This window comes from Streptomyces sp. NPDC058674 (assembly GCF_042716505.1).
In the GTDB taxonomy this organism is placed as follows: Bacteria; Actinomycetota; Actinomycetes; order Streptomycetales; family Streptomycetaceae; genus Streptomyces.
In genome coordinates, this window is sequence record NZ_JBHXSC010000004.1 from 71,513 (window position 1) to 98,410 (window position 26,898).

Annotated in this window: 25 protein-coding genes and 2 pseudogenes; 20 read left to right on the forward strand and 7 right to left on the reverse strand. The window is 69.6% G+C overall.

Translation table 11 applies throughout. The annotated features are described in order from the left end of the window. Window positions 1-201: 201 nt before the first annotated feature. The 11 genes and pseudogenes from ACFWU6_RS03590 to ACFWU6_RS03640 all read left to right on the forward strand — a co-directional run. Window positions 202-453, forward strand: a pseudogene (locus ACFWU6_RS03590) (iron transporter); the annotation flags it as partial. A gap of 196 nt (window positions 454-649) precedes the next feature. Continuing rightward, window positions 650-2,044 (forward strand): alanine racemase, encoded by a 1,395-nt coding sequence (locus ACFWU6_RS03595; RefSeq protein ID WP_383806466.1) that lies wholly within the window; start codon window positions 650-652, stop codon window positions 2,042-2,044. A 50-nt stretch (window positions 2,045-2,094) separates the two neighbouring features. Further along, window positions 2,095-3,075, forward strand: a complete 981-nt coding sequence (locus ACFWU6_RS03600) for an ornithine cyclodeaminase (protein ID WP_383806469.1) — start codon at window positions 2,095-2,097, stop codon at window positions 3,073-3,075. Then, window positions 3,072-4,514 (forward strand): MATE family efflux transporter, encoded by a 1,443-nt coding sequence (locus ACFWU6_RS03605; protein WP_383978108.1) that lies wholly within the window; start codon window positions 3,072-3,074, stop codon window positions 4,512-4,514. Before ACFWU6_RS03600 ends, ACFWU6_RS03605 begins: the two co-directional genes overlap by 4 nt. Next, window positions 4,511-5,653 carry a histidinol-phosphate transaminase gene (hisC, locus tag ACFWU6_RS03610; RefSeq protein ID WP_383806476.1) on the forward strand — a complete coding sequence of 381 codons (1,143 nt, stop codon included), beginning with the start codon at window positions 4,511-4,513 and terminating at the stop codon, window positions 5,651-5,653. The genes ACFWU6_RS03605 and hisC overlap by 4 nt, the downstream gene beginning before the upstream one ends. Beyond that, the gene (locus ACFWU6_RS03615) at window positions 5,650-6,633 is read left to right on the forward strand and encodes a PLP-dependent cysteine synthase family protein (protein ID WP_383978111.1); all 984 of its coding nucleotides are present in this window, start codon (window positions 5,650-5,652) and stop codon (window positions 6,631-6,633) included. The genes hisC and ACFWU6_RS03615 overlap by 4 nt, the downstream gene beginning before the upstream one ends. Window positions 6,634-6,829: 196 nt before the next feature. After that, a complete protein-coding gene (locus ACFWU6_RS03620) occupies window positions 6,830-7,849 on the forward strand; it encodes an ABC transporter substrate-binding protein (protein WP_383978115.1) in 1,020 nt (339 codons plus the stop codon). An 82-nt stretch (window positions 7,850-7,931) separates the two neighbouring features. Further along, the gene (locus ACFWU6_RS03625; protein WP_383806554.1) at window positions 7,932-8,960 is read left to right on the forward strand and encodes a FecCD family ABC transporter permease; all 1,029 of its coding nucleotides are present in this window, start codon (window positions 7,932-7,934) and stop codon (window positions 8,958-8,960) included. Beyond that, complete coding sequence (locus tag ACFWU6_RS03630) at window positions 8,960-9,775, forward strand: ABC transporter ATP-binding protein (protein WP_383978118.1); 816 nt, start codon at window positions 8,960-8,962, stop codon at window positions 9,773-9,775. Before ACFWU6_RS03625 ends, ACFWU6_RS03630 begins: the two co-directional genes overlap by 1 nt. Window positions 9,776-10,117: 342 nt before the next feature. Next, complete coding sequence (locus ACFWU6_RS03635) at window positions 10,118-10,504, forward strand: hypothetical protein (protein WP_383978276.1); 387 nt, start codon at window positions 10,118-10,120, stop codon at window positions 10,502-10,504. A 239-nt stretch (window positions 10,505-10,743) separates the two neighbouring features. Continuing rightward, window positions 10,744-11,403 (forward strand): HAD-IC family P-type ATPase, encoded by a 660-nt coding sequence (locus tag ACFWU6_RS03640; protein ID WP_383978121.1) that lies wholly within the window; start codon window positions 10,744-10,746, stop codon window positions 11,401-11,403. Window positions 11,404-11,455: 52 nt separating this feature from the next. Here the strand turns inward: ACFWU6_RS03640 and rpsR are convergent, their stop codons facing one another. From rpsR to ACFWU6_RS03675, 7 genes and pseudogenes are all read right to left on the reverse strand, one after another. After that, on the reverse strand, window positions 11,456-11,692 hold the full coding sequence (gene rpsR, locus ACFWU6_RS03645) for a 30S ribosomal protein S18 (RefSeq protein WP_383978124.1): 237 nt from the start codon (window positions 11,690-11,692) through the stop codon (window positions 11,456-11,458). A gap of 41 nt (window positions 11,693-11,733) precedes the next feature. Then, window positions 11,734-12,843 (reverse strand): CobW family GTP-binding protein, encoded by a 1,110-nt coding sequence (locus ACFWU6_RS03650; RefSeq protein ID WP_383978279.1) that lies wholly within the window; start codon window positions 12,841-12,843, stop codon window positions 11,734-11,736. Window positions 12,844-12,869: 26 nt separating this feature from the next. Then, entirely contained in the window at window positions 12,870-13,118 is a 249-nt protein-coding gene (locus ACFWU6_RS03655) for a type B 50S ribosomal protein L31 (RefSeq protein ID WP_383978127.1), read from the reverse strand. A gap of 25 nt (window positions 13,119-13,143) precedes the next feature. Next, entirely contained in the window at window positions 13,144-13,308 is a 165-nt protein-coding gene (gene rpmG / locus ACFWU6_RS03660; RefSeq protein WP_007267663.1) for a 50S ribosomal protein L33, read from the reverse strand. Between the two features lie 141 nt (window positions 13,309-13,449). Continuing rightward, window positions 13,450-13,755 carry a GTP-binding protein gene (locus ACFWU6_RS03665; protein WP_383978282.1) on the reverse strand — a complete coding sequence of 102 codons (306 nt, stop codon included), beginning with the start codon at window positions 13,753-13,755 and terminating at the stop codon, window positions 13,450-13,452. A 24-nt stretch (window positions 13,756-13,779) separates the two neighbouring features. Next, window positions 13,780-13,923 (reverse strand): annotated as a pseudogene (locus tag ACFWU6_RS03670) (DUF6177 family protein); the annotation flags it as partial. After that, window positions 13,866-14,000, reverse strand: a complete 135-nt coding sequence (locus ACFWU6_RS03675) for a hypothetical protein (RefSeq protein ID WP_383978297.1) — start codon at window positions 13,998-14,000, stop codon at window positions 13,866-13,868. The pseudogene ACFWU6_RS03670 and the gene ACFWU6_RS03675, both read right to left, overlap by 58 nt. A 103-nt stretch (window positions 14,001-14,103) precedes the next feature. Between ACFWU6_RS03675 and ACFWU6_RS03680 the strand changes: the two genes are divergently transcribed. The 9 genes from ACFWU6_RS03680 (at window position 14,104) to ACFWU6_RS03720 (ending at window position 26,877) form a co-directional block, all read left to right on the forward strand. Then, window positions 14,104-15,195, forward strand: coding sequence for an ornithine cyclodeaminase family protein (locus ACFWU6_RS03680; RefSeq protein ID WP_383978130.1), 1,092 nt, complete (start codon window positions 14,104-14,106; stop codon window positions 15,193-15,195). A gap of 13 nt (window positions 15,196-15,208) precedes the next feature. Further along, window positions 15,209-16,165, forward strand: a complete 957-nt coding sequence (gene sbnA / locus ACFWU6_RS03685; protein WP_383978133.1) for a 2,3-diaminopropionate biosynthesis protein SbnA — start codon at window positions 15,209-15,211, stop codon at window positions 16,163-16,165. Next, a complete protein-coding gene (locus ACFWU6_RS03690; RefSeq protein ID WP_383978136.1) occupies window positions 16,155-17,483 on the forward strand; it encodes a hypothetical protein in 1,329 nt (442 codons plus the stop codon). The genes sbnA and ACFWU6_RS03690 overlap by 11 nt, the downstream gene beginning before the upstream one ends. Window positions 17,484-17,521: 38 nt before the next feature. Beyond that, window positions 17,522-18,913 carry a hypothetical protein gene (locus tag ACFWU6_RS03695; RefSeq protein ID WP_383978139.1) on the forward strand — a complete coding sequence of 464 codons (1,392 nt, stop codon included), beginning with the start codon at window positions 17,522-17,524 and terminating at the stop codon, window positions 18,911-18,913. Between the two features lie 80 nt (window positions 18,914-18,993). Continuing rightward, the gene (locus tag ACFWU6_RS03700) at window positions 18,994-19,959 is read left to right on the forward strand and encodes a TauD/TfdA family dioxygenase (RefSeq protein WP_383978285.1); all 966 of its coding nucleotides are present in this window, start codon (window positions 18,994-18,996) and stop codon (window positions 19,957-19,959) included. A 10-nt stretch (window positions 19,960-19,969) separates the two neighbouring features. Further along, window positions 19,970-22,987: an AMP-binding protein gene (locus ACFWU6_RS03705; protein WP_383978142.1), complete on the forward strand. Its 3,018-nt coding sequence runs from the start codon at window positions 19,970-19,972 to the stop codon at window positions 22,985-22,987. A gap of 58 nt (window positions 22,988-23,045) precedes the next feature. Continuing rightward, on the forward strand, window positions 23,046-23,819 hold the full coding sequence (locus ACFWU6_RS03710; RefSeq protein WP_383978144.1) for an alpha/beta fold hydrolase: 774 nt from the start codon (window positions 23,046-23,048) through the stop codon (window positions 23,817-23,819). 95 nt (window positions 23,820-23,914) lie between these two features. Continuing rightward, the gene (gene lat / locus ACFWU6_RS03715) at window positions 23,915-25,300 is read left to right on the forward strand and encodes an L-lysine 6-transaminase (protein WP_383978146.1); all 1,386 of its coding nucleotides are present in this window, start codon (window positions 23,915-23,917) and stop codon (window positions 25,298-25,300) included. Beyond that, a complete protein-coding gene (locus ACFWU6_RS03720) occupies window positions 25,300-26,877 on the forward strand; it encodes an aldehyde dehydrogenase family protein (protein ID WP_383978149.1) in 1,578 nt (525 codons plus the stop codon). Before lat ends, ACFWU6_RS03720 begins: the two co-directional genes overlap by 1 nt. The last annotated feature ends 21 nt before the right edge of the window (window positions 26,878-26,898 follow it).

A 26,898-nucleotide genomic window follows, 5' to 3' on the forward strand; every position in this document is an offset into this window, starting at 1 on the left:
CGCCCGCACCGCCACCCAAGGCGGCTTTCTGTACGGGGTGGCGGTGCCGGACGCCAGCCTTGGCGGCGCGAAGTCAGAACTGTTCGGCGGTCACGCCAGGTAGTGACCCTTGGTGCGGCCACAGGTGATCGTCCTCGCCTCAACCGGTCAGGAGGACAGCACCTGCCCCGCCAGCCGATGTCTCGCCCCCTCCGTAGCCACAGCTGGGCGACGGTGGGCTGGGAGACGGTGGTCGAACGTGACCCCGAGGTGATCGTGATCAACGACTACGGGGACACCACCGCGGACCAGAAGAGGACGTTTCTGAAGTCCTATCCGCCGCTCGCCGGCGTCTCGGCCGTCAAGAACGACCGGATCGTCGTCCCCAACTACGCCGAGCTGGTGGAAAGCCCGCGCAATCCCGCGGCCATCGCCTCGCTCGCCGCGGACCTGAGGGCATTTTCTCGCGGCTGACCAGCAGAGTGACGTCGGCCGCCGCCGCCGCAGCAGCAACAGCACGCGGGCCGCGGTGCCGGCCAGCCTCTGGATCGGCCCGCACCGGGCCAGGTGCCTGATATGTAGCAGCTTCTTGCCGTTTGCACCCCTGTTGCGTGGGGCTCTCCACGGGCAGCTATTGAAAATGAGTGTCATGTTCGTATAGAAATACTGGGTGCTCATCTCACGACAGGTGCTGGAGCGCCCGATGGCCGGAGTCCGGCCCTTCGCGCTCACCGCACTCCGACATCCCACGGTCTCCACGCTGCTGGCGGATCACCGAGCCCTGCTGGCCGACCTTCTCGACGGCCTGGGGTCACCGCTGCATGTAGTGCTGCCCGAGATCTTCGAGGAGAACGTCGTCCGACTCCGCCGGGCGTTCGCCGAGGCGGGCGCAACCGCCGACATCCTGTTCGCCAAGAAGGCGAACAAGGCTGACTGTTATGTCACTTCGGCCGCTGCCCTCGGTGTCGGGATGGACGTGGCCAGCACCCCCGAACTGGTCAAGGCCCTGGCCGGCGGAGTGCCTGGACACCGGATCGGCATATCCGGCCCGGAGAAGGACGACACGCTGCACGCTCTCGCGGTTCAGCACGGCTGCCTGGTCGCCGTCGACTCGATCAGCGAACTCCGTCGGCTCGCGGCCACCGCGCGGTTCGCGCGGCGGCAGGCCGCCGTGCTGCTGCGGTCCCGGACGGTCGGCCAACCGGGAAGCCGCTTCGGACTGTCCGCCGCTGACCGGGAGGCCGCTGTCGGTCTGTGCGCGGAACTCGCCGCCCACATCAGTCTCCGGGGATTCTCCTTCCACCTGAACGGCTATTCCGCGGCGGAACGTGCGACGGCGGCGAACGAGATGATCGAGCACTGCCTCGACGCCAGGCGGCGCGGCTCGCTCCGCGCGGAACTGGTCGACATCGGCGGCGGGTTGCCGGTCCGCTACGTCGAGCCGCGGCTCTGGGACGAGTTCCTCGAACAGAACGAGCCGGCCCACTACCACGCGGCCAGGGACTTCAAGGACTTCTATCCGTACGGCGGGCAGTCCGCGACCCAGGCGGTGCAGGCGATCATGGCGCACCCGGTCGACGGTGGCGAGAGCCTGTCGGCGAAGGCGGGACGCAACGGCATCCGGTTCGTCGTCGAGCCGGGCCGGGCCCTGTTGGACCAGGCCGGATTCACCATGTACCGCGTACAGCAGGTCGACGACCGACGGGACACCGACGGGTACGCGATCGTCACCGTCGCGGGCAGCAGTTTCAGCCTCTCCGAGCAGTGGTTCAACAGTGACTATCTCCCCGACCCGCTGCTGATGTCCGCCCAGCCCGCCGCCGACGAGATGTTCCCGGCCTGCGTCGCAGGCTCGACCTGCCTGGAAAGCGACCTGGTGACCTGGCGGAAGATCGGCTTCCCGCGGCCCGTACGGCGCGGTGACCACCTGCTCTACCTCAACACCGCCGGCTACCAGATGGACTCCAACGAGTCACCGTTCCATGACGCCGCACTGCCGTTGAAGGCCGTTCTCCGGATCGGTGGCGACGGGGCCCCGCCGCGCTGGCGTCTGGACGGCATCTGATGCGACCTCGAACCAATCTGATACGACCGCCGACGAAGGAGAAGCCTCGCATGTCACAGAGTTATGCCCCACCCGGGCAGTTGTGGTTGTTGCCGCAGTCCCAGCAAGAAGGACTGGACCTCGACAACCGACAGGTGATCACGGTCGTCGAGCAGGCCTACCGCGCGTTGGCCGAAGGCGGATCGAACAACCCGGTCAAGACGATCATCGACGATCCCGACCACCACTCGCTGAGCTATTCGATGGTGGCCAGGGACGCCGGCAGCGGCACCGTCTGCTTCAAGGCCGTCTACGAGTTCGACCCGCGCCGCAACCGGGACGGTTACCGGTTCCACTCGTTCGTCTTCCTCGTCGACGACACCACCGGGGCACCCATCGCACTGATGGACGTGGTGAAGCTCGGACCGCTGCGGTCCTCGGCCACCACCGCGCTGTTCGCCCGCGCGGCCTGCCCCGACGCACGAACCGCCCTGGTCGTCGGCACCGGCGTCCAGGGGCAGGCGGCACTGCCGATGCTGCTCGCGGCCTTGCCCAAGTTGGAGCGGTTGCAGGTGTTCGGCAGCTACCCCGATGGTCTGCGCGCCGTCCAGGAAAGCGTCGACGGCCGCGAGGTCGAGATCGTGAAGGACCTCCGGCAGGCCGCCGGTGAGGCGGACATCGTGATCGGCGCCGCCGGCCTGTCCGTCACGAAGGAGGTCCGGCGTGACTGGATGAAGCCGGGCTCGGTCGCCGTACTCCTCGGGTACGGCGTGCACGCCGACGTGTGCCACGGCGCGGACTACAGGATCGCCACCGATACCGCCCAGATGCACGCCACCTGCGACGACCTGCGGGGCGCGGACGGCAGCCTGCCGTCGGTGGACGCCCAACTGCCGGACATCCTGCTCGGCCTCGCACCTGCCCGCCGCCATCCGGACGACGTGGTCTTCGCCTACAACAGCGGTATGGCCGTCACCGACGCCGCTCTGGGCCGGTACATAGCCGATCTCGCGCTGGCGGGCGGGCGCGGGGAAAAGGTCAGATTCTGGTGAATACCGAAACGACCGACACGACCGACACGACGGGCACGACGGAGACCGGCGTCCGCTGGTGGGTCAAGAACTCGCGGACGCTGCTCAAGCTCGCGTTCCCGCTGATCCTGACCAACTTCGCCTACGTCGCTCTGACCACGGTGGACATCGTCATGCTGGGCAGGCTCGGCGCGGTCGAGATCGCCGCCGCCGGTCTGGCCATCGCACTGTTCAACCAGCTGCGTACCACCGGGACGGGCCTGGTCACCGGAGTCAGCAACCTGGTGGCCGAGGCGCGGGTGCGGGGCGACCGGGAACGCGTCGGCGCGCTGCTGTTCGCGGGGTTCTTCTGGGCGACCGTGTGCGGTGTGGTGTTCTGCGCGGTACTCCTGCTGATCGGCCCGCTGCTCGTCCTGCTGGGTCAGGACCCGGCGGTGGTCGACAAGGCAGGCGAGTTCCTGATGGTCCTGGCACCGGGCATGCTGCCCTGCCTGTGGTTCCAGAACTTGCGGCACTTCACCACCGGGCTCAAGCGGCCCGGCCCGCTCCTGGCCATCACGCTGGCCTCGATCGGCGCGACCATCGGCCTGAACTACATTTTGATCTACGGCGAGTTCGGCCTGCCCGCCTTCGGATTCGTCGGCGTCGCGATCGCCACCGTCACGGTGTTCCTCCTGTCCTTCCTGGCGTTCGTCGCGGTGATCCTGCGCGACAGCGTCCTGCGCCCGTACCTCACCTCGCCCGACGCGTGGCGCTGGAACGGGGACGCGGTCCGGTCCGTCTGGCGCCTCGGCCTGCCGATCTCGGGTACCTACGCCTCGGAGGCCGGGTTCTTCAGTGTGCTCACGCTGGTCATCGGCTCCCTCGGCGTCGGCGCCCTGGCCGCCCAGACCGTGCTGAACCAGATCGTCTACATCGTCTTCATGATCTCCGCCGGTCTGTCGCACGCGGCGTCCATCCACATCAGCGAGGCCGACGGCGGCAGGGACTATGTGACGGCACGCAGAATGGGGCTCCTCGGCACGGCCTGGGGCGTGGTCGCGACGCTGGTGGTCGCCGTCGTGTACCTGGCCATCCCGAACACGATCGTGTCCCTGTTCATCTCGGCGGAGCACGCCGGCAACTCGGACATCGTCGCCCTGGCCGTGACCGGACTGCTGATCGCCGCCCTCATGCAGGTCTTCGACGCCATGCAGAACATCGGCAACGGCATCCTGCGCGGCATCGGCGACACCGCCGGGCCGTTCCGGATCTCCCTCGTCGGGTACTGGCTGATCGGGCTGCCCGCGGGCTACCTGCTCGGGGTGAGTGCCGACTGGGGCGTCGAGGGCGTCTGGATCGGCCAGACCATCGGCCTCGCGGCCACCGCCGCCATCCTGCTGTTCGCCTTCCTGCGCCGCGTCGACCGGCTCCACCGAGCGACGTCCAGCGCACCCGCCCCGGAACCGGAGTCGTCATGAACCATGCCCTCGCACCGGCCGCTTCGGCCTCCCTGATACGCAGGGAAGTGGCGGGCCTGCCCCTCTACGATCCCGGCGCCGACCCGGCCGAGGTGGCCGCCCTCAGCGGCTCCTCCCGCGTGATCAAACTCTCCAACAACGAGAGCCCCTTCGGTATCTCTCCGGCGGTCGCCGAAGCCGTGCGCCTGGGCCTGGCCGACGGCGTCTCCCGCTACCCCGACCCCACCGGCAAACGTCTGGCCGAGGCCATCGGCAAGAGCCTGGACGTGCCTGCCGAGCGTGTCGTGCTCGGCAACGGCTCGGAGAACATCCTGGAGCTGCTGTGCCGGGCCGTACTCGATCCCGGTGACCTGGTGGTCACCCAGGCGCCCGGGTTCAGCCTGCACGAGACCTTTCCCCGCGTCATGGGCGCCCGGGTCGAAAAGGTACCGGTCACCGCCGAGTTCGGGTTCGACGCGGACGCCTGGCGTGACGCGCTGGCCGCAGGCCCGAAACTCGTCTTCCTCGCCAACCCGTGCAACCCCACCGGCGCGATGCTCAGTGCCGGCCAACTGGAGCACGTCGTGGCCTCCACCCCGGAATCGGCCCTGCTGGTGCTGGACGAGGCGTACGGCGAGTTCGCCCGCTCCAACCCGGAGTACCCCGACGGGCTGGAGGCCCTGCGCGGCCGGGACAGGCCGTGGATCGTGCTGCGCACCTTCTCCAAGGCCTACGGTCTGGCAGGGGTCCGGGTGGGGTACGGCATCGCCTCCGACCGTGCCCTGATCCACGCACTGGACCGGGTTCGTACTCCGTACAACGTCAACCAGCCGGCCCAGGAAGCCGCCGTCGCCGCGCTGGGCGACCACGCGCACCTGGCGAACACGGTCCGCCGGACCGCTCTGGAGATCGCCAGGGTCACCGACCGGCTGCGCGGCGCGGGACTGGGCGTGGTCCCGTCCTCGACCAATTTCCTCTTCATCGACACCGGCTGCCGCTCGGACCGGGTCGCCCGGGAGCTGCACCGAGCCGGAATCATCGTCAAGGCGTGGCGCGAGCCGGGATACGAGAACTACATCCGAGCCTCACTGTCGACCCCCGCAGACAACGACGTCTTCGTGCGGTGTCTGACGGAGACATGCGCGAAGGACAAGCCGTGATCAAAACCAAGATGTCTGACCTGATAGGGCGAACCCCCCTTCTCAAACTGCAAGTCGTGGAAGGCGGGGCAACCGTCCTGCTCAAGATGGAGCAGTGCAACCCCACCGGCACCGCCAAGATCCGGATGGCCAGGAACATGGTGGACGAGGCGGAGGCGGCAGGGCTGCTCACCTCCGGCGGGTGGCTGGTCGAGTCCACCTCCGGCAACACCGGACTGGGCCTGGCCCTCATCGCCGCCGAACGCGGATACAAGTTCACCGCCGTGGTGGACAACCACTCCAGTGCGGACAAGCTGCGCGGCATGCTCGCCTACGGTGCCGACATACTCAACGTCGCCGGGGACGAGGAAGGGCTCGCCACCGCCGAACGCGACCTCGTGGCCGAGCGGCTCGCGGCCGACCACGGCGCGTACTGGACCGCGCAACACCGCAATCAGGGGAACCCCAACGGCTACCGGCCGCTCGCCCGCGAACTGCACGACGACCTGGGCGACGACATCCACTACCTGTACGGGGCCGTCGGCACCGGTGGTTCGCTCTGCGGAACCGGCCGTGTCCTGCGCGAACGCATCCCGAACCTGCAGATCATCGGCGTCGAGCCGGTGGGGTCCGTCGTCTTCGGCGGCAAGGGCGCGCCTTACCACCAGTCCGGCACTGGTACGCCCGAAGGCTCGGAGATCGGCGGTGTCGTTGACTACGACCTGATCGACGAGGGTGTCAAGGCCAGTGACTCCGAAGCCTTCGAGACCTGCCGCTACCTGGCCAGGAACTTCGGCATCCTGATCGGCGGTTCGGCGGGGGGCGTGGTCTACAAGGCCCTGGAGCAGGCGCAGAACGCGGGGCCCGAGACCACCATCGTCGTGCTGGTCTGCGACGGCGGCGACAAGTACCTGGACACCGTGTTCAACGACGACTGGATGGCGGCCAACGACCTGTTCGACGCTCATGTCGTCCACCGGCTCGCCGCGATGCTGCGGTAGCGCCCGACCCGACCGAACGGCCGGCATGCCTGGCGCATCCGGTCGGTCCCACCGAAGTGCGGTCCGCGACGCTTCGCGGCCGCCGCCGCGACGCGCCGTCCCTCCTGCGACGTGCCTTCGACCGGCTCCGCCAGGCGGTCTGCCTGAGCTGCCAGGACCCTTCTGCCCTCTCTCATGAACTGGTATCTTCTTGCTAATGAAAACGATAACCATAACGATGACGGCCTTGGCGGTGCTCGCAGTTGCGGGGTGCACGGCCGATACCGCCACCGATGCCGGCGAGCGGGCAACGACGACGGGGACGGGTGCGACGACCTATCCGTTCACCCTCAAGAACTGCGGCACCGATGTGACCTACAAGGCCGCACCGAAGAAGGTCGTCACCCTCAACCAGACCGCCGCCGAGATCCTCATCCACCTGGGCGTGGGTGACCGGATCGTCGGGTCGGGCTACGAGATCGAGAAGACGCCGGACGCGATCGCCGAGCAGTACAAGAAGATTCCGCGCCTGTCCCCGCCCGGGCAGGAGATCAAACACGAGAAGCTGCTGGAAGCGCAGCCGGACTTCGTCTACGGCTCCTTCGCGAGCATGTTCACCGCCGAGCAGTCCGGCGATCGGAAGCAGCTGCACGACCTGGGCGTGCCGACCTACCTGACCGAGTTCGACTGCTCGTCCCACGAGAGTGTGGCGGGCGCGAACTTCGAGATGATGCACGAGGAGTACCGCCGGCTGGGCAAGATCATGGGCGTGCCCGCCGCCGGGGAGAAGCTGGCGACCGAACAGCAGGCCGTGGTGGACAAGGCGCTGGGCGCCGTAAAGAAGCGGGACACTCCGCTGAAGGTGATGTGGTTCTACTCCACCTACGAGGGGACTCCATGGGCAGCGGGCCCCGGTGGTCTGCCGCAGCACATCTCGGACCTCGTCGGTGTCCAGAACATCTTCGCCGACGCGAAGACCAAGTGGGCCGAGGTCAGCTGGGACGAGGTCGCCGCCCGGAATCCCGACGTCATCATCCTGGCCGACCTGACCCGAGGCGAACCCAACGACACCGCCGAGGAGAAGACCGACCTGCTCAAGAAGGACCCCCTCACCAGCAAGCTCGGCGCGGTGAAGGGCGACCGGTTCATCTCCATCCCCGGCTCCCACATGGATCCCGGCTACGGCAGTGCGTCCGTGGTTCCCGCGCTGGTCGACGGCCTCAACAGGCTCGGCTGACCCGCCGACCACCATGACGACTCATTCACACAAGCCCGCAGCGCCCACCGGGAACACGATCACCGGCCGTGAAACCGTTCCGGTGCGCCGGCGGCGCGCCCCGACGGGGGTGCTCTTCTTCCTGGCCGTGTCCGGACTGCTGGTGTCGGTCGTGGCCGCATCGCTGTTCGGGAGCGCGGACATCCGCCCCCTGGATGTCGTCTCCACGATCCTCCGGCATGTCGGTCTGGGGAGTATCGCCCCCACCCCGCCCCTGCCGGGGCTGCTCGACGCCCTGATCTGGGAGTCGCGCTTCCCGCGGGTGCTGCTGGCCGCCGCCGTCGGCATGGCCCTGGCGGTCTCGGGTACGGTCCTGCAAGCGGTCACAAGGAACCCCCTGGCCGACCCCTACCTGCTGGGAGTCTCCTCCGGCGCCTCCACAGGCGCGGTCGCCGTGCTCCTGCTGGGCATCGGCGGAAGCATCTCCCTGTCGACCGGGGCCTTCGTCGGCGGCCTGGTCTCTTTCGGCCTGCTGCTGCTCCTGCTCGGCGGAGGGCGCGTCGCCAGCCCGTCCCGCGTGGTGCTCACCGGCGTACTCGTGTCCCAGTTCTTCGCCGCGGTCACCTCGGTCATCCTCATGGTCAGCGGGGACGCGAACTCCACCCGCGGCTTCACCTACTGGCTGCTCGGCACCCTCGGCGGCGCCCGGTGGGAAGGGGTGACCGTCACCGTCGTGATCATCCTGATCGGGGTGGTCGCCGTCCAGTTCTTCGCGCCCGCCCTCGACGCCTTCACGTTCGGGTGGGACTCCGCCGCCGCCCTGGGGATCAACGTCACCGCGGCCCGCATCTGGCTGATGGTGCTGACCTCGGTCATCACGGCGGCCGCCGTGGCCGCCTCCGGCGCGATCGGCTTCATCGGGCTGCTCATCCCGCACGCTGTCCGCATCCTGACGACCCCGACGCACCGCACCCTGCTTCCCCTGTCCGCGATCGTAGGCGCCATCTTCCTCATCTGGGTGGACGCGTTCGCGCGGACGGCGTTCTCGCCCCACGAACTGCCCGCCGGCGTCATCACCGCACTTCTCGGCGCGCCCGCCTTCGCGCTGATCCTGAAGCGTCTGGAGTCCTGATGGGCCGCATCACCACCTCCCAGCTATCCTGGTCGGTCAAAGGCCACCGGCTGCTGGACACCATCGAGATGGCGGCGGGCGACGGAAAGACCGTCGGCCTCCTCGGCCCCAACGGCTCGGGCAAGTCGACACTGCTGCGCCTGCTCGCCGGACTGCGGCGCCCCGACACCGGAACCGTCCGCTACGACGACACCGGTCTGCACGACCTCGGCCGCAGGGTGCTGGCCCGACGGCTCGCCGTCGTCGAACAGGACGTGTCCGCCCACAACCACGTCAACGTCCGCCAGGTCGTGGAACTCGGCCGCACACCCTTCCGCGGCCGCTTCGACGCCCTGACCGAGCGCGATCGACGGATCGTCGACGCGGCGCTGGAACGCACCGACATCACCGACAAGCAACACCAGAGCTGGCACACCCTCTCCGGAGGGGAGAAACAGCGCGCCCAACTCGCCCGCGCCCTCGCGCAAGAACCCCAGGAGATCCTGCTCGACGAACCCACTAACCACCTCGACATCCGCCACCAGCTCGAACTCCTCGACCTGCTGACATCACTGGACGTCACCTGCGTCGTCGCTCTGCACGACCTCAACCTCGCCGCCCGGTACTGCGACCACATCGTCGTCCTCGACCACGGACAGGTCGCGGCAGCGGGCGCCCCGGAGGCCGTGCTGACCCCGGACCTGATCCGGTCGGTCTACGGCGTCAACGTGCTCGTCGACCGCGAACACACCACCGGCGCCCTCCGCATCACCTACCTGGCTGCCACAGCCACGCGCACGACTGCCGCACAGGCGGTGCGACTCGACGCTCCGTAGAAGCCGGTTCCCTCAACCCTGGCCAGCTGTACCACTCGCAAGGAACCCTTCCCGGTCCCTGCCCGACACCTCCACCGGAGAGGTGGCCCGGCTGGTGGTCGGCGGAGCGGTCCTGGCCTTCGTGGCACTGCGGCGCCTGCTGGGCCGGCCCCGGATCACCTTCGGATCCTCCGGACTGCTCGGCGTGGTGACCGTCTTCACGGGTCTGCCGTTCTTCCGGGGCGCCCTGCGCACGTTGCGGCCGCAGCAGCCCCGGCACGGACACACTGGTCACGGCGGCGACCGTCATCCCCCTGGTCCTCCGGGAGAACGTGGTGGCCCTCACCGTCCTGCCGGGCCCCGATCCAGACCGTCGCCACCCGCTTCACCCAGCGCTTCGTCCCGGTCTCCTTCGCCTTGGCCGCGCTCACCTACGTCGCCACCCGCGACGCACGCAGCGCGATGACCATGCTGCTGATCGCCTGCCCCTGCGCGGCCGGGCTGGCCCCCCCGACCGCGATCAGCGCGGCCATCGGCAACGGCGCCCGCCGCGGCACCCTCATCAAGGGCGGCACCCATCTGGAGGGCATCGGCCGGGTCACCGCGGTCGTCTTCGACAAGACCGGCACCCTCACCTTCGGCAAGCCGCTGGTCACGAGCGTGGTGACCCTCAGCGAGAGGGACACCGCCGACGAGGTGCTGAGCCTGGCAGCCTCCGGCGAACTGCACGCACGCCACCCCCTCGCCTAGGCCATCGTCGCCCGCACCGAGGAACAGCACCTCCACGTGCCGATCCACCAGGCGTGCGAGGTCGTCCTCGGCATGGGCATGCGGGCCGAACTCGACGGAACCCGCCTCCTCGTCGGCAGCCCCGCCCTCCTGCGCCAACACGGAGTCGACCTCACCGAAGACGCCCGGAACTGGACGGACCGGCTGCGCGCCGGGGTGAGACCGTCATCTGCCTTGCCCGCGACGAGGACCTCATCGGCATGCTCGGCGTTTCCGACGCGGTACGAGCCGGCGCGGAAACCGTCGTTCAGCAGCTGCGCGACCTCGGGGTCTCCCGCCTGATCCTGCTCACCGGCGACGCACAGGAGACGGCCCAGGTCGTCGCCGACACCCTCGGGATCACCGAGGTGCACGCCCACGCGCTCCCGGAGGCCACACTCCAGCTCATCCGCGACCTGCAGGCTGAAGGCCACACCGTGGCCATGCTGGGTGACGGCACCAACGACGCCCCGGCTCTGGCGCTCACGGACGTCGGCATCACGATGGGCGAGCACTCCTCCCACGTGGCCCTGGAGACCGCCGACATCGCCCTGGCGGGCAACGACCTGCGCCAGGTCGCCGCCGTCGTGGAACTGAGCCGTCACACCTTGCGCGTCGTACGTCAGAACTACGGGCTCGCGATAGGAGTCAATCTCCTCGGCCTGGTCGCGGGCGCCGGAGGTTCCATGAATCCCGTTCTCCCGGCCCTGCTGCACAACACCAGCAGCATCGCCGTGGTGGGCAACTCCGCCCGGCTGGTCAACCACACTCCGCACCTGCCCCGGGTGGGTGACGACGTCCTGCGGCGGGCCCCGCTGGAGGAGCGCCGCGTAGCCCACGGGGATCCGGCAGGGCGAGCCGACGACGAGCCTGAACCGTAAGGTTTCGCCGATCCGGCCGTCCCGCGACTCCTCGGCCCGACGTGGCTGTGCGCTATCGGCTGGCGTACGGGAGCAGGGCCATCTCGCGGGCGTTCTTGATGGCCAGGGCGAGCTGGCGCTGCTGCTGGGCGGTGACGCGGGTGACCCGTCGGCTGCGGATCTTGCCGCGGTCGGAGATGAACTTGCGCAGCAGGTCGGTGTCCTTGTAGTCGATGTACGTGATCTTCGCTGCGTCCAGCGGGTTGGGACGGGACTTCAGGGGCTTGCTCGGGGAAGGGCGCCGGGCCATCGGTGTTCCTCAGGGGTGTGGGACGTGAAGGGGGCGGTCGGTCAGGCGACCGAGTCGAGCAACGGACCAAAGGCGGCGGGGAGTTGTTTCCAGCCTTCCCGTCCGGCTGTGTACTCGGCTTCGGTCAGGAGGCAGGAGTCCAGGAGCTGTTCGATGCCGTCGCGGTCGAGGCCCGGTGAGGTGAAGACGAGGTGCTGGCAGCAGTCGCCGTGCTCCGGGTGCCAGTCGAGGGCCGCCGCGGCCTGACGCATGGCGGGGACCAGGTCCCAGGCGGCGTCGGGGAGGGAAGCCAGCCAGGGACCGGCGCTCTCCACGCACAGCGCGCCGCCTGCCGCGTCCCACGCCAAGAGGGTGTCGGGCCGGTCGGCGAGCCAGAACCGGCCGCGGCTGCGGGCGGCAGCGCAGCACAGGTCCTCCAAGGCCGCGTAGAGCCGCTCGGGGTGGAACGGCCGACGGCGCCGCCAGACCAGCGTGGTGACTCCGGCTTCGTCGGCGTCCTGGGGAAGGAGCGCGCAGGCGGGATGCTGGGCGGCTGCGGCGCTCTCCACGTCGAAGCCGGCGAACGCCAGGCGGGTCAGTTCGCTGGAGCCGGTGGGCACCTGGCGGGCGGTCGGGTGCAGTTGGGCGAGCAGGGCGCGGTCCTCGTCGTCGGCCTCCTCGCTGTCGGCGATCGCGAGGACCGGCGCGTACTCGAGCTGGCGGGCCCAGGTGTCCCCGACGGTCCGCCGGTCGGTGGCCGCGGCGGAGAGTCCAGCCTCGCTGAGGTCGTCCCCGTTGCCGAGGCAGGGCAGGACGAGCGCGGGGTCGACTGCGGTGATCACGTTGGTGAGTTCCAGTGCGTCACCGGCGTGGGCGGCCACGACCTCGGCCATCGCCCGGGGCTCGACCGAGTCCCACAGTTCCACGACGGCCAGGGTCAGCCCGCCGGCGGCCAGCCGCTCCAGCTCGGGGACCAGGTCCTCGCGCAGTGCGCAGCAGGCGCAGTCGTTGACGAGCGGAGTCTCGTCGGCGGATATCGCGCCCCCGGAATCGCGCAGCGTGCGCAGCACCGTACCGCCGGGAGCGGAGGTCAGGTCGTGGTGCAGGGCGATGCTCCCGGGCACGGCGCGCAGCAGGTGCTCGACGGTCTCCTTGCGCGCGTCGGCGTGCATGCCGCCGACGATCACGACGGGGAGGGTCACTTGGGCCCTCCGTAGCGGCGCTCGAAGCGCTCGACGCGGCCGGCGGTGTCCAGGACCCGCGCGGTGCCGGTGTAGAAGGGGTGGCTCTGTGAAGAGATCTCCACGTCGATGACGGGATAGGTGTTGCCGTCCTCCCACTCGACCGTCTTGTCACTGGAGGCGGTCGAGCGCGTGAGGAACGCGAAGTCGGCGGCCTTGTCGCGAAAGACGACGGGGCCGTAGGAGGGATGGATTCCAGGCTTCATGGGGTCGCTCTCTCTGGGGGCTTGCTCAGCGCTCTTCGCGGAAGTCGACGTGCCGGCGGACGACCGGGTCGAACTTGCGCAGCACCATCCGGTCCGGGTCGTTACGCCGGTTCTTGCGGGTGACGTACGTGTAACCAGTGCCGGCGGTGGAGCGGAGCTTGATGATCGGGCGTACTTCGTTGCGTGCCATGGCAGCAGTATACGGAAATGGGAATCATTTTCAATAACAACCCGACTCTCCCCTGGGGGAGGGGCGGACCCGCGAGTGATGTGCCCATGAGAGGCCGGGCCGGACGGTGCCGTGGCTGCGACCACCGTCCGGCCCGGAGTTTCAGGCCGCCTGAGGGGCGGCGGCTTCGTGCTCGCAGACGTCGTCGATCCCGTACGTCTCCCAGTCCGGGAAGTCGTCCCCGGCGGGCACGGCCTCGCCCGGGGAGAGCAGGCAGGCTTCGAGCGCCGCCCGCAATGAGTCGGCGCGCAGGCCCGTGCCGATGAAGACGAGCTCCTGGCTCTGTGCGGTGTCCGGCCCGCGGGCGCCCGAGGGCTCGAAGCGGGCGACGGCGCCGGCCTGACGGGCGTCGCCCCGCGCAGGTGGCGCAGGAGCTGCTCGAGGGCGGTGCAGCTGTCGGACGACCACCGTCCAGGTGGAGCGGGGGGCGCGCTCGTAGGCCAGCTCGGTCAGCTGTCGCCGCGACCAGGTCGCACCGGCGGGCTCTGATGTTCCCCAGCCGGTCGGCGGTCCGCCGGTCAGTGCCTGCCAGGCGGCTTCCAGCGCGCCGCCGAGGAGGGCAGGGAGAGGCGGCAGTGCGGCGGGGTGACGATCTGCAGGGACCGGTCGCTCTCCACGGTGGCCCGGCGAGGCTGGAGGGCGCCGGTGCTCATGTTGTTGCGGCGCACGTTGGTGGCCAGCGAACGCCATGGACGCAGGGCATTTCACCGGAGAGGCTGATCGCATGGTCGGCAAGACGAATCCGGGGGCAAGTTGATGGAGCATCACATCAAGGGTGGGAAAGGGCATTCGGAAGGTTCCGGATTCCACAGCTCTCATACGCTCTTCTATCTGACCCGTGCCGAGGTCGCGCAGGCGCTTGAGCAGATCGATGTGGTTTCCGTCGCGGCCGACACGCTGCGGGCGCACGGCCGGGGTGACACCACCGTGCCGGACGAGGCCTATATGGGCTGGACTACTCGAGATGGCCACAGTGCTCGGAATCTCAACATGCCCGGATTTATTGACGGTCCGGAGCAGGCCATCGGAACGAAAATCATCAATGCGTCCCTTGGAAACATCGCGCGGGGGATACCGCGTGCCGACGGCATCACGCTTCTCTTCGATCCAGAAACCGCGCACCCTTACGCGATGATGGACGCCGCCCTGATCAGTGCGACCCGCACGGCTGCCGTGTCCGTGGCCGCGATCGAGGCGCTGGCGCCCCGGCCGGTCGAGGTTCTGGGGCTCATCGGCTGCGGGACCCAGAGCGACACGCACCTGCGGCTCCTGCTGTCCCGGCATGCAGCCCTGCGTACCGTCCAGGTCTACGACCGGGACCCGTCGTACGCCGCTGCCTTCGCGGAACGCCACGGTGCCGTCGCCGCCGCGCACGGCGTGAAGATCACTGTCATGTCCGACGCCGAACATGCGGTCCGCGGCGCTGACGTGGTCATTCCCCTCACCACGGTGACCGAAGGGTACATCCGGCATGCCTGGTTGCGGCCCGATGCCGTCGTCGTCCACGTGTCCCTCGACGACCTGCTCCCCGAAGTGGTGCTCCAGGCGTCCCGCCTGGTCGTCGACGACTGGAACCTGGTTCGCAGTGACCCCCGCCGCCTGCTGGGCCGCATGTACCGGCAAGGCTCGCTCTACTGGCACGGCGACACGCCTCCCGGTCCTGCTGCGAAGGCCGTGGACGGGGAGCTGGGTTCCTATCTGAACGGTGAGGTCCCGTCCGGCGGCCGTCCCGGTGAGGGCGTAACCGTCGTGAACCCGTTTGGAATGTCGGTCCAGGACGTCGCCCTCGCGCACCGCGTGGTCGCGGCTGCCCGGGAACTGGGTTCCGGTACCCATCTCGCCAGGTAAGTGTAGGGGACTTGTGATACACGCATCCATTGCCGACGCGGTCGGCAACACTCCTGTTGTGCATTTGGCGCGCATGTTCCGCGAGGAGCATTACGAGGTATACGCCAAACTTGAATACCTCAACCCGCTCGGCAGTATGAAAGACCGGGCCGCCCGCCACGTCATCGAAGCCTGGCTCGGTGACGGCACAGTGAAGCCGGGCGGCCACATCGTGGAAAGCTCATCAGGGAATTTCGGAATTGCCCTGGCCGCTCTCGCCCCGCTCTACGGCATCCGCGTCACCTGCGTTCTGGACCCGAACGTCTCCTCCGTCAACCTGAAAATTCTTTCCAGCCTCGGCGCGCGCATCGACATGGTGTCGGCGCGGGACCGGATGGGCGGCTTCCTGGAGACCAGGCTAGCGCGCGTCCGGGAACTCACCGTCGAGGATCCCAGTGCCGTGTGGGTCAACCAGTACGCGAACGACCTCTGCTGGCAGGCGCACTACGCACACACGGCACGGGAGATCATCGAGCAGGTCTCCGGGCCGCTGGACGCACTCGTCATCGCAGTGAGCACGACCGCGACCCTCCAAGGAGTCTCCCGCAGGCTCCGCGAGCAGTGGCCCGACCTCAAGGTCATAGCGGCCGACGCCTACGGATCGGTGGTCTTCGGCGGGACTCCGGCACCGCGCCACCTCCCGGGGCACGGCTCCAGCATGCGGCCGGAACTGGCCACCCGGTTCGACCCGGACGACGTGGTCCACGTACGCGAGGAGGACGCCGTCGCAGGGTGCCGTGCGCTGTTGCGGACCGAAGGCATCCTCGCCGGCGCCTCGTCGGGCGCCGTGGTCAGCGCGATCCGCACGGCGGGACCCGCGCTGCCCGCCGGCTCACGCGTTCTGACGATCCTGCCGGACCGCGGTGAACGCTACATGGACCTCGTCTACTCCGATGACCCGACTCCCCCCTGGACCGGCCATGTTGCCTGACATCGCGTCCCCGTCCCCGCTGTGGTCCGGCCCGGACTTCCAGCCCGAAGAGCAGGCGGAACGGGTCTCCGACGCGCTCCGTGGCCTTCCGTACACCAGTGCCGAAAGCATCGCTCTGCACCCGGTCGTCGTGTCCACTGAGGAACACGACTCCCACTATCGCGTCGTGTCGCAGTTCACCCGGCTGCTGGAGCGCACCTGCTGGGAGGGCGGCACCACTCCGTACGACCTGTTGAACCGGCTCGGTGCTGTCCCGGAGCGGCACCGACTGCTGACGGACAGCCCTCGGGAGCGCGACTGGGCGGCCTGCATGTCGCGCACGGACGCCGTCGTCAGCGGTGGCGTACTGCGCGTCCTGGAGTGCAACATCGGCGGTGCGATCGGCGGACCCCCGCACATCCAGATGATGACGGAGTGCCACCGCGACGCCTTCCGCGGGCCGCAGGGCGCCCCGCTGTACGACGCTCCCGAGCCCTTCGCGGCCCGCCACGCGCTCTACGCCCGAGCCTGCTCGGAGTTTCCCGGCGGTCCGCCGGGGGTGGCACTGCTCGGCAGCATGCGCGACCCCGACTACCCCGGGCGCCGGTTCTTCGACCTGGAAGTGGACTACCTGCGCGCCCGCGGGATGGCGGCGGACTTCGTGGAACCTGAGCAGCTGCTGGGTCCTGACGGCGGGTTGCGCCACACGGTGGTCCTCAGTCACTTCATGCAACTCGACTGGGACCGGCTGGGCATCGGCCTGGAGCCGGTTCTCGAGGCGCAGCGCAGGGGAGCGCACCTGTTGGCGCCCGAATCGGCCTTCCTCCTCCAGAACAAGACGGTCCTCGCGTGGATGTCGCGCGGACGCCCCTGGATGAGCGCCGAAGACCGTGCGTTCCTCGACCGGCATCTGCCCTGGACCCGGGAGGTGGCAGACGAGCCGGCTCGTTACCACGGTGAGGCGGTCGACCTGCCCCGCCTGTTGCGCGAGCGCCGGAACGAGTTCGTCCTCAAGCCGGTAGCGGACTACGGCGGCCACGGGGTGGTCATGGGGTGCGAGAGCACCCAGCCGGACTGGGACCGGGCCGTGGACCGGGCTCTCGCCGAGGGCGGACACGTCGTCCAGGAGTACGCGCGTCCCGACTCGGTAGTGGTGCCCCATTACCGAACCTCGCTACGCCGTCGCCAGGACGTCTCCGTCCGGCCGGTGTACGGCTTCAACCTCTTCGACGGCAAGCCCGCCGGTTGTCTGGTCCGCCATGCGCCCGACGACGTCGGCGGGGTGGTCAACGCCGGCCTCGGCGCCTCCATCAACGTCCTGATGCACGCGGCGAATTGAACTCCCCGACGATCACCCCCTACAGATGGACGGAGCGGATGGATCTGATCGCGACAGACGTCGCGCGCACGCTCGACGACACGTTTCTCGCCACGAGCCGCTCGCGGCGGGAGAGCCACGAACGTGCCGAGCGCCTGGACCGCCACATGGGCATGGACGCGGACAGCACGGAAGGGACGTATCGGCATCCGACCGCTCCCGTCCCGCTGCGGCCGGTCCTGCTCACGCAGCAGGCGGCCGGCGCCATGGTGGCCGCGACCCGACGCCTCGTACGGCTCATCTCAGAGGTCGGCGAACGCCGTGCCCCGGACTTCCCGGCCCTGGTGGAGCGGCTCGGGTACCGGCGCCCGCCGTGCAGCGTGCTCACCCACCGCGATTCGTGGAACCGCTGGGCCTTCTCCATGGCCAGGCCCGACATCGTGGTCAGCGGCGGCCGCCCTTGGTTCGTCGAGTGCAACCTCGACAGCGCCGTCGCCGGCATCGAGCACCTGGCGGCGATGGACGGCTTCTACTGGAAGGAGTCGACCTTCGCGCCGCTCGCCCGCCGAATGGGCCTGACGTCGATGGACAACTTCGGGCCGCGCAGGGAAGTGGTGCTGCGTGCCACGCGTTCGCGTGGCCGGCCCAAGCCCTCGGTGGCCGTCCTCGGGCACCGGCGCGGACCGGGATTCGGCGGGGAGGAGTACTTCGACGACGTCATCACCGATTTCGCCCGCCACGGACTGCCCTGCCGGTTCGCGGTCCCCGACGAGCTGGAGCACGACTCACGCGGGCTGACCTTCCAGGGCAGCCCCATCGACGTGGCCCTGCGCATGTTCACGATCGTCAACGCCCACGAGGACCCGGTGGACGTCACCGCGATGCGGGAGGCCGTCCGGCACGACACCACGCTGATCCTCGCGCCCGAGGCCGGCGCCGTCTACACGAGCAAGAAGATGCTGGCCTGGCTCAGCGAGGACGCGGACCTGCTCACCGCCCGCGACGGCGCGTTCGTGCACCGCACGGTGCCGTGGACCCGGGAGCTGACCGACGGCGCGGTGTCCTGGCAGGGGAAGCGGAAGCCCCTGCTCGACCTGGTGCTCGAGGAACGCGAACGGTTCGTCCTCAAGCCCGCCGACCAGTTCGGTGCGCGCGGCGTCGTGGCCGGGCGCGATGCCACCGAGTCCGAATGGCACTCGGCCGTCTCGGAAGGACTCGCCGACGGAAACCACGTGGTTCAGGAATTCCATGCACCGGACCCCTTGCCGCAGTCGGTTCGGCTGCCCGGCTCAGAGGAATCCGGCGTGATCCGGACGGCAGGCGTGTTCAGCCCGCTGGTCATGGGAGGGAAGGGGGCCGGAATCCTCGTCCGGCAGAGCCCCGACCCCTCCACCGCCATTGTCAACACCCCTCGCGGAGGCGTGATGAACACCGCCTTCGTCTGCCCATGAGCATCGAAGAACGACGGAGAGCAACCGTGATCTCGAGCAAGTTCGCTGGCCTGGTGTCACCCGCAGGTGAACCCGTGGAGATGCCGGAACCGGTCCGCAGGACCGTCTACAACAAGGAGCAGCTGCCCCTCGTCTTCGAGGCTACTCCGGAGACCGACATCAACGCGTGGATCAAGGAACACCGGGAGGAACTCCGGGAGGACCTCCACCGCCACGGCGCCCTGCTGTTCCGCTCCCCGGTCCGCCCCGATTTCGACGGACTCGTGGACGCCTTCGGCGGCCGAGCGGTGGAATACCAAGGTGGCGCCGCGATCCGCAGCCGGGTGAGCGAGAACACGTACACGGCGAGCGAATACCCCGAAGAACTGGACATTCGCCTGCACAGCGAATTCTGCTATTCCAACGACTGGCCGATGCTGCTCTTCTTCCAGTGCGACATCGCGCCCTCGGACCGGGGCCAGACGCCGCTCGCGAACAACCGCGCGATCCTCCGTGACCTTCCGGAGGACATACGCCGGCAGTTCGCGGAGCGCGGGCTCCTCTACGTCCGGGGATACGGCTACAACCGTACGTGGCAGCGCTCCTACGAGACCGCCGACCGCGAGGCCGTCGAGAAGCTCTGCGCGGACGAAGGCCGGCGCGTGGAGTGGATCGGCGGGGACCAGCTGCGCACGTACGAGAACCGGCCGGCCATCGCCAGCCACCCGTACACCGGCGAGGACGTGTGGTTCAACTACGCGCACGGATTCCACATCTCCCGTATGGACAGCGGCATCCGCGAAGCGCTCTCCACCTCCCCGGACGACTCCGATGAGCAGCTTTGGCCGAATAACGTGTTCTGGGGGGACGGCTCCGAGATCGACGCCGAGACGATCAGCGTCGTCAACGACGTGGTGGAGCGCCACTCGGTCCAGTTCGACTGGGAGGTCGGCGACACCCTCGTCGTGGACAACATGCTCAGTGCCCACGGCCGCCGTCCCTTCAGCGGGCCGCGCCGCATCCTCCTCAAGACCGCTGAGTCCTACCTCTCCCTGCGAAAGAACTGAGGCGCCGACCGTGACGGAACTCCCCGGCGTCCTCGCCCACGACGACACCGCAAAGGCCCCCCTGTACGAACTGGGCCCCTTCCAGCAGGCAGCGCTCGGTACGGCCGACCGCGAGCTCGCCCTGCACGTCCGCGTGCCGGGCGCCACGGTGGCCGGCCTGCGTGACTCCCTCTACCGTGCTGCGGCCGGCAACCCGGTCCTGACCGCACGCCACGAGTGGCCGCAGGACACGAGCACTCCCCTCCAGCGCTCCCACCGCATCACCCGACGGCAGACCGCCGAGGGCCACGGCTGGGAACTGTCCGGAGGCACCCTGAGAATCCGCATCAGCGGAGGCTGGGACGGGCCCGAAGTCAAGATCACCTGCTCGACTGGCTTCGCCGACGCTGCCTCGCTCGGACTGCTGATGGCCGACGCCGAGGCCTTGCTGGCCGGCGGCCCGGCCCAGGCAATCGCCCGTGCCGACTACCTGGCGGTGGCCCAGCGGCACCGGTCCATGGTCCGCCGCGGCGAACTCGCCCAGGAGGAGCAGTACTGGGCCGCCCGACGCCCCGCAGAGAACGCCGGCAGGCCCGGCGTGACGGACCTCGTTCCCGGCGGGACCGACGAGTCCGCAACCGACCGCGCCAGCGAACGGTGCGTACTCGACCGGCAGACGTACCAGGCGATGGAGAAGCTCGCTGCGGACGCCGGATGCAGCGTCTCCGACGTGGCCTGCTTCGCGCTTGCCGTCGTCGTCCACCGCCTGGGCATCGACCCGGACGAGTTCGGCATGGCCGCGGACGCACGCGAACTCCTCGGACTGGGTGAGGTCGCCGGCCCGTTCGGCCAGGTGTTCAGGCTCGGCGGAGTCATCGATCCGCACAGCAGCGGGGCCGCGGCCCTGCACCGCTGGGCACAGCGCCTGACCGAGGCCCGCTCCATGCTCGGGGTTCCGGCGCTCGCGCAAGGATCCGGCCGGCCCCACCTCGTCTTCGACGCCACCGAAGAGCCCGCGCTCCCTGACGGCTGGTACCAGGCGTCCTGGTTCCACCCGGCCGGTGACACCCTGACCTGCTCGCTGCGTCTGGCCCCTGGCGGCGGCGCGCTCCAGATCGACTCCACCGCAGCTGCGCCGCGGATGCGGCTGACCGCCCTGCTGCACGCCTGGAGCGGGCTCCTTGCCGACCTCGCCGCCCGGCCGGACGTCGACCTGTCCCGGCTGGCCCTGGTCCCGGCAGCGATGCAGGAGCAGATGGCGGAGGGGATGGCGCGCCGGCTCCGCCGCCGGGCGGCCCAGCCGCTCGCCGAGCGCTTCCGGCAGCACGTGAGGGAGACCCCGGACGCCACTGCCTTCCGCAGAGGAGCGGAGCAGGCCAGCTACCGGGAACTCGGCGCGCGTGTCGCCGCCGTGGCCGAGGCGGTCGGCCCCCTGGGGCAGGGCGCCGTGGTCGCGGTCCTCGCCGAAGCCGAGCCGGATCTGCTGGCCGCGCTCCTCGCGGTGGACGCACTGGGCGGGGCGTTCCTGCCGCTCTCACCTCACGAGCCCGTGGCCCGTCTGGCTGAAGCGATGCGGCACGCCGAGGCCGGTGTGCTCCTGACCGGCTCGGGCGCGCCGGACATCGAGGTGCCGCAAGGGTGCCGAGTGCTGGCGCTCGCCGATGTCACGGCCGAAGCCGCCGCAGACGGCCGGCCCGGCCCGGCCGGTCCCCGGATCGACAGCCAGGCGCCGACGGCAGGCCCCACTGACCCCGCTTACCTGCTGCGGACGTCGGGCTCCACCGGAGTACCGAAGCTCGTGGAGATCAGCAGGAGCAGCCTGGCCAACTACCTGCGCTGGTCCGCGGAGGAGTTCCTCCCGCAGCGGACCGTGCTACCGGTGCTCTCCAGCCCGGTGTTCGACGCGTCACTGAAGCAGACACTGGGCGTGTTGTACGGCGGCGGGTGCGTCACCTTCCTCGCCGCCGACCGGCTCGACCTGGATGCCGTACGCGACGAACTGCGCACCTACGACGGCCAGGTGGCACTGAACTGCGTACCCAGTTACGCGTCTGCTCTGTTGAGCGCCTTCGAGTCGGGCGCGCCTCGGGTGCTTCCGGAAATCGCCCACTTCCTCCTCGGCGGCGAACCGCTCGACGCCAGTTTGGTCCAGCGCATCACCGCGCTCTTCCCGGGCGCCCAGATCTGGAACCTGTACGGGCCGACGGAGACCACGGCCACCGCCACTGCCGGACGCGTCCACCCGGGCCGGACCGTGCACGTAGGCACCGCCATCGCCGGCGCGGCCATCGCGGTGGTCGACGAGCAGGGCCTCCCACTGCCGTACGGGGTGCGCGGCGAGGTCGTCATCGGCGGCCCCGGGGTGGCCCGGGGGTACCGGACCGGGGCGGCCGGGACATCGCCCTTCAGCCACCTCGACCTGGCCCGCCAGGTGTTCCCCGTCTACCGCACGGGCGACATCGGGGTGCTCGACGAGGACGGTACGCTGCGGGTGTCCGGACGCCGGGACAACCAGATCAAGGTCAACGGCTGGCGCATCGACCTCGGTGAAGTGGAGCGCGTGGCGCTCGGTGCCGAGGGAGTGCGCGAGGCAGCAGTGGTGCTGGACGCCCGCGACGAACCGTGCCTGCGGGCGTTCGTCACCGGCACGGCCTCGGCCGACCTGGTCCTCGCGGCGTTCCAGAGGCACCTGCCGCGCCCGATGATTCCCAAGTCCGTCACGGTGCTGCCGGCCTTCGACATCCTTGTGAACGGGAAGACCGACCGCAAGGCGCTGCTCCGGCGCGCCGAGCGGCACGAGGAGGCCGTGCCCGAGGAGTACACCGCGGAAGAGCGCATCGTCGCCGGAGCCTGGCGCGAACTGCTCGACCAGGGATGGCCGCGGCCGGACGACGACTTCTTCAGCGTCGGCGGGCACTCGCTCCTGCTGGCCCGCCTCGTCAACCAGCTGCGCTCCCAGGGCCATGTGGAGCTCTCGCTCCAGCAGGTCGTGCGGCAGCCCACCGTGACGTCCATCGCCCGGCTCATCGACGCGTCGCGCCGTGGGTGAGTCATCGCTGCGGACACGGGGCAGCCTGGTCCGACTCCGTGACGGAGCGGGCAGCCCCGTGCTCTTCATCCACCCGTCGAGCGGCAGCATCGGTGGTTTCCGCAGGCTGCTGCCGCACCTGGCAGCCGGCTATCCGGTGGCGGCGTTCGAAGCGAGCGGGTCCGGACCGGCCGACGGGTGCACGGTGACCGAGCTGGCCGAGGCATACCTGGCCGAAGCGGCCGAGGCGGCCATGGCGGACGGCGCCACCCTGGTCGGCTGGTCCTTCGGGGGCGCCGTCGCCGTGGCGATGGCCGGCCTCGCGGAACGGGCGGGCCGACCTGTCCGGGGCGTGGTGCTCCTGGACAGTGCGACGCCCGACGTCCTCAAGGCGCGGCCGCGTTCCACGGTCGAGGAGTATGCGGGCCTCTTCGGGGTGGCCCCGGAGTTGCTCGAAGGCGTGACGGAAGGCGATCCTGCCGACCGCGTGCTCGAAGCCGTCGCACGTGCCCTTTCGCCCCGGGGCGGGATTCCGTACACGGCCGACGACCTGAGGCCGTACGCGGAGCTCCACACCCGGCACGTGCGCACGTTGCACTGCGGTCCACCGCTGCGCCCGTGCACCGCGCCGGTCACGCTGGTCCGAGCGGCAGCCGAACAGGGCTGGGGCACCGCACCCGGTGACCTGGGCTGGTCAGCGCTCCTCGGCCGTCCCGTACGAACGCGCTGGACACCCGGCACGCACCAGTCGATGACCGAACCGGACCACGCCGCCGGACTCGCAGCGCTGCTCCACGAACTGTTCACCGGGCAGCGCGGCGCACTGCCCGGTGGACCTCCGGGCGGGCCGTAGCCGACATGGCTGCCGCCCGAATCCCTGCGCTTTTGCGCCCATTGCCGTCCCCACCGGCCGCCTCGCCCCGAGCCGGTTTTCGAAAGGAACGCTCGATGCTGGATGTTTCCGCACCCGTGGCAGACACGACCGCCAGGGCGGCCGTCCGCCCGCAGGACGTGCACGCCACCCTGGACCGTCACATGCTGACCGACGGCTTCTCCTTCCCCCTCGACCTGGAACGAAGCCACGGCTGTTGGTTGGTGGACGCCGCCACCGGTGAGTCGTACCTCGACCTCTACACCTTCTTCGCCTCCAGCCCGCTGGGACTCAACCCGCCGCAGCTGGTGAACGATGCCGAGTTCATGCAGCAGTTGGCGGCCGTCGCAGTGAACAAGCCGGCCAACTGCGACCTGTACACCACCCACCTCGCGGAGTTCGTCGAGACCTTCGCCCGCGTCCTCGGTGACCCCGAGCTGCCGTACCTGTTCTTCGTCGAGGGCGGTGCGCTAGCCGTGGAGAACGCACTGAAGTGCGCCTTCGACTGGAAGAGCCGGCACAACGAGGCCCGTGGACGCTCCGCGTCCTTGGGCACGAAGGCGCTCCACCTGACCCGTGCCTTCCACGGCCGCAGCGGCTACACGATGTCGCTCACCAATACCGACCCGGACAAGACGGACCGCTTCCCGAAGTTCGACTGGCCGCGGATCGACGTGCCCGCAATCCGTTTCCCCCTGGATGCACAGGAAGAGGCGCGCCTGGACGCGGCGGAGGCACACGCCCTCGCCCAGGCCGAGGCCGCGTTCCGTGCCCACCCGCACGACATCGCGTGCTTCATCGCCGAGCCCGTCCAGGGCGAGGGCGGTGACAACCACATGCGGGCCGGGTTCCTCCAGGCCATGCAGCGCATGTGCCACGACCACGACGCGCTGTTCGTCCTCGACGAGGTTCAGACCGGGGTCGGCGTGACCGGCAGCGCGTGGGCCCACCAGCAACTTGGCCTGGCCCCGGACGTGGTGGCGTTCTCCAAGAAGGCCCAGGTCGGTGGCATCATGGCCGGCCGCCGTGTGACCGAGGTGGCCGACAACGTCTTCGAGGTCAGCAGCCGGATCAGCTCCACGTGGGGCGGAAACCTCGTCGACATGGTCCGCTCGCGACGACTGCTTGAGGTCATCGAGAGCGAACGGCTCATCCCGCGGGCCACCGCCCTCGGCGAGCACTTCCTCACCGGCCTGCGCAAGCTCGCCGACCGCCACCCCCGATGGGTGTCGGCAACCCGCGGCCGGGGACTGCTCTGCGCGTTCGACATGCCCAGCACCGGTGAACGCGACGAACTGCTGCGGCGACTGCGGGACGACGAGCGGGTCCTGATGCTGGCCGCCGGTCCGCTCGGAGTGCGGATACGCCCGTCGCTCGCGGTCACCGAAGCCGAACTCGACCTCGCGTTGAGCGCCCTGGACCGGGTGCTGGACACGATGAACCCCCTGGAAGGATCAGAATGATGGCGGACCTGCCGAACGAGGCCCTGACGTCGGTGGTGGCCGGGCAGCGCGCGAGCGCCGGACCGGCAGGGGCCGGAGCGCGCACATACCGGTCGGTGAACCCGTCCCGGCTCGACGAGACCGTGGCGCAGGTGGACCTTGCCGACGCGCCGTACTTCGCCGGTGCCTGCAAGGCTGCCCGTACCGCGCAGGAGCGCTGGGCCGATGTGCCCGCTCCGGTGCGCGGCAAGGTGGTCGCCGCCATGGGGCGCCTGGTGGAGGCGAACGCGGATCGGCTCGCCGCTCTCGTGACCAGGGAGACGGGCAAGCCGTACGCCGAGGCGCTCGGCGAAGTGCAGGAGATCGTCGACACCTGCGACTTCTTCGTCGGTGAGGGGCGCCGCCTCTACGGGCAGACGGTCCCGAGCGAGATGCCGGACAAGCAGCTGTTCACGTTCCGCGAGCCCCTGGGAGTGGTCGCGGTGATCACCGCGGGCAACTTCCCGGTCGCCGTACCGGCCTGGTACATCATCCCCGCCCTGCTCTGCGGCAACACCGTGGTCTGGAAGCCCGCGGAGTACGCGGCTGCCACCTCGGCGGCGCTCTTCGACCTGCTCGTCCACGCCGGAGTGCCGGACGGCGTACTGAACCTGGTCTTCGCCGACGGCGAGCAGACCTGGAACGGTCTGGAACAGGCACTCGAGGCGGGAGACCTGAACAAGATCGGGTTCACCGGATCGACCGAGGTCGGCAGCAGGATCGGAGCGCTGGCCGGCCGGTACCTGCAGAACCCTTGCCTGGAGCTCGGCGGCAAGAACCCGCTCGTGGTCGCCGAGGACGCGGATGTGGAGCTCGCCGTGACAGGCGCGCTCTTCTCCGGGTTCGGCACGGCCGGCCAGCGCTGCACCTCTCTCGGAACGGTGCTGGTGCACTCGTCCCTGCATGACCAGTTCCTGAGCCGCTTCACCGCCGCCGTCGCCTCGTCCACGATCGGCGATCCACGGCGCGACGTGCTCTACGGCCCTCTGATCGACCAGCGCTTCGCGGACCGCTTCGAGCAGTACCTGGGCTGGCTCGAACCGCACCACACCCCCTGCGGATCCACGGACCTGGGCCGTATCACCGCGGCCCGGCCGCGCGATGGTTTCGTCGGAGACCTGGAATCCGGTCTGTACTACCACCCGACGATCGTCGACGGGGTTCGGCCGGACGACCGGATCTTCCAGGAGGAGACGTTCGGCCCGCTGGTCGGCGTCATGAGCTACGACCGTCTGGACGAGGCGATCGAACTCGCCAATGCGACCGGCTACGGACTCTCGGCCGCGATCTACACCAAGGACGCCGCGACCGCGTTCCGCTTCCGGCGCGGTGTGCGGGCCGGGATGGTCAGCGTGAACAACTCCACGTCCGGTGCCGAGGCGCATCTGCCGTTCGGTGGCAACGGCCGCTCGGGCAACGGTTCGCGGCAGTCGGGCATGTGGGTCCTCGACCAGTTCACCCGCTGGCAGGCGCTCAACTGGGACTACTCCGGACAGCTCCAGCGGGCCCAGATGGATGTCACGGACATCACCGGCGATCCGGACTTCCGCCTCGGCTGACGGCCGGGCGTGCGGGGAGCT

Excerpts from the sequence above, each read along its gene's own strand:
- ACFWU6_RS03700 (WP_383978285.1), top strand. The coding sequence starts at position 18,994 with ATGCCGGAACCGGTCCGCAGGACCGTCTACAACAAGGAGCAGCTGCCC.
- hisC (WP_383806476.1), top strand. The coding sequence starts at position 4,511 with ATGAACCATGCCCTCGCACCGGCCGCTTCGGCCTCCCTGATACGCAGG.
- lat (WP_383978146.1), top strand. The coding sequence starts at position 23,915 with ATGCTGGATGTTTCCGCACCCGTGGCAGACACGACCGCCAGGGCGGCC.
- ACFWU6_RS03600 (WP_383806469.1), top strand. The coding sequence starts at position 2,095 with ATGTCACAGAGTTATGCCCCACCCGGGCAGTTGTGGTTGTTGCCGCAG.
- ACFWU6_RS03690 (WP_383978136.1), top strand. The coding sequence starts at position 16,155 with ATGTTGCCTGACATCGCGTCCCCGTCCCCGCTGTGGTCCGGCCCGGAC.
- ACFWU6_RS03630 (WP_383978118.1), top strand. The coding sequence starts at position 8,960 with ATGGGCCGCATCACCACCTCCCAGCTATCCTGGTCGGTCAAAGGCCAC.
- ACFWU6_RS03675 (WP_383978297.1), bottom strand. The coding sequence starts at position 14,000 with ATGAGCACCGGCGCCCTCCAGCCTCGCCGGGCCACCGTGGAGAGCGAC.
- ACFWU6_RS03650 (WP_383978279.1), bottom strand. The coding sequence starts at position 12,843 with ATGCACGCCGACGCGCGCAAGGAGACCGTCGAGCACCTGCTGCGCGCC.
- rpsR (WP_383978124.1), bottom strand. The coding sequence starts at position 11,692 with ATGGCCCGGCGCCCTTCCCCGAGCAAGCCCCTGAAGTCCCGTCCCAAC.
- ACFWU6_RS03640 (WP_383978121.1), top strand. The coding sequence starts at position 10,744 with ATGCTCGGCGTTTCCGACGCGGTACGAGCCGGCGCGGAAACCGTCGTT.
- ACFWU6_RS03695 (WP_383978139.1), top strand. The coding sequence starts at position 17,522 with ATGGATCTGATCGCGACAGACGTCGCGCGCACGCTCGACGACACGTTT.
- ACFWU6_RS03720 (WP_383978149.1), top strand. The coding sequence starts at position 25,300 with ATGGCGGACCTGCCGAACGAGGCCCTGACGTCGGTGGTGGCCGGGCAG.
- ACFWU6_RS03655 (WP_383978127.1), bottom strand. The coding sequence starts at position 13,118 with ATGAAGCCTGGAATCCATCCCTCCTACGGCCCCGTCGTCTTTCGCGAC.
- ACFWU6_RS03620 (WP_383978115.1), top strand. The coding sequence starts at position 6,830 with ATGAAAACGATAACCATAACGATGACGGCCTTGGCGGTGCTCGCAGTT.
- rpmG (WP_007267663.1), bottom strand. The coding sequence starts at position 13,308 with ATGGCACGCAACGAAGTACGCCCGATCATCAAGCTCCGCTCCACCGCC.
- ACFWU6_RS03680 (WP_383978130.1), top strand. The coding sequence starts at position 14,104 with ATGGAGCATCACATCAAGGGTGGGAAAGGGCATTCGGAAGGTTCCGGA.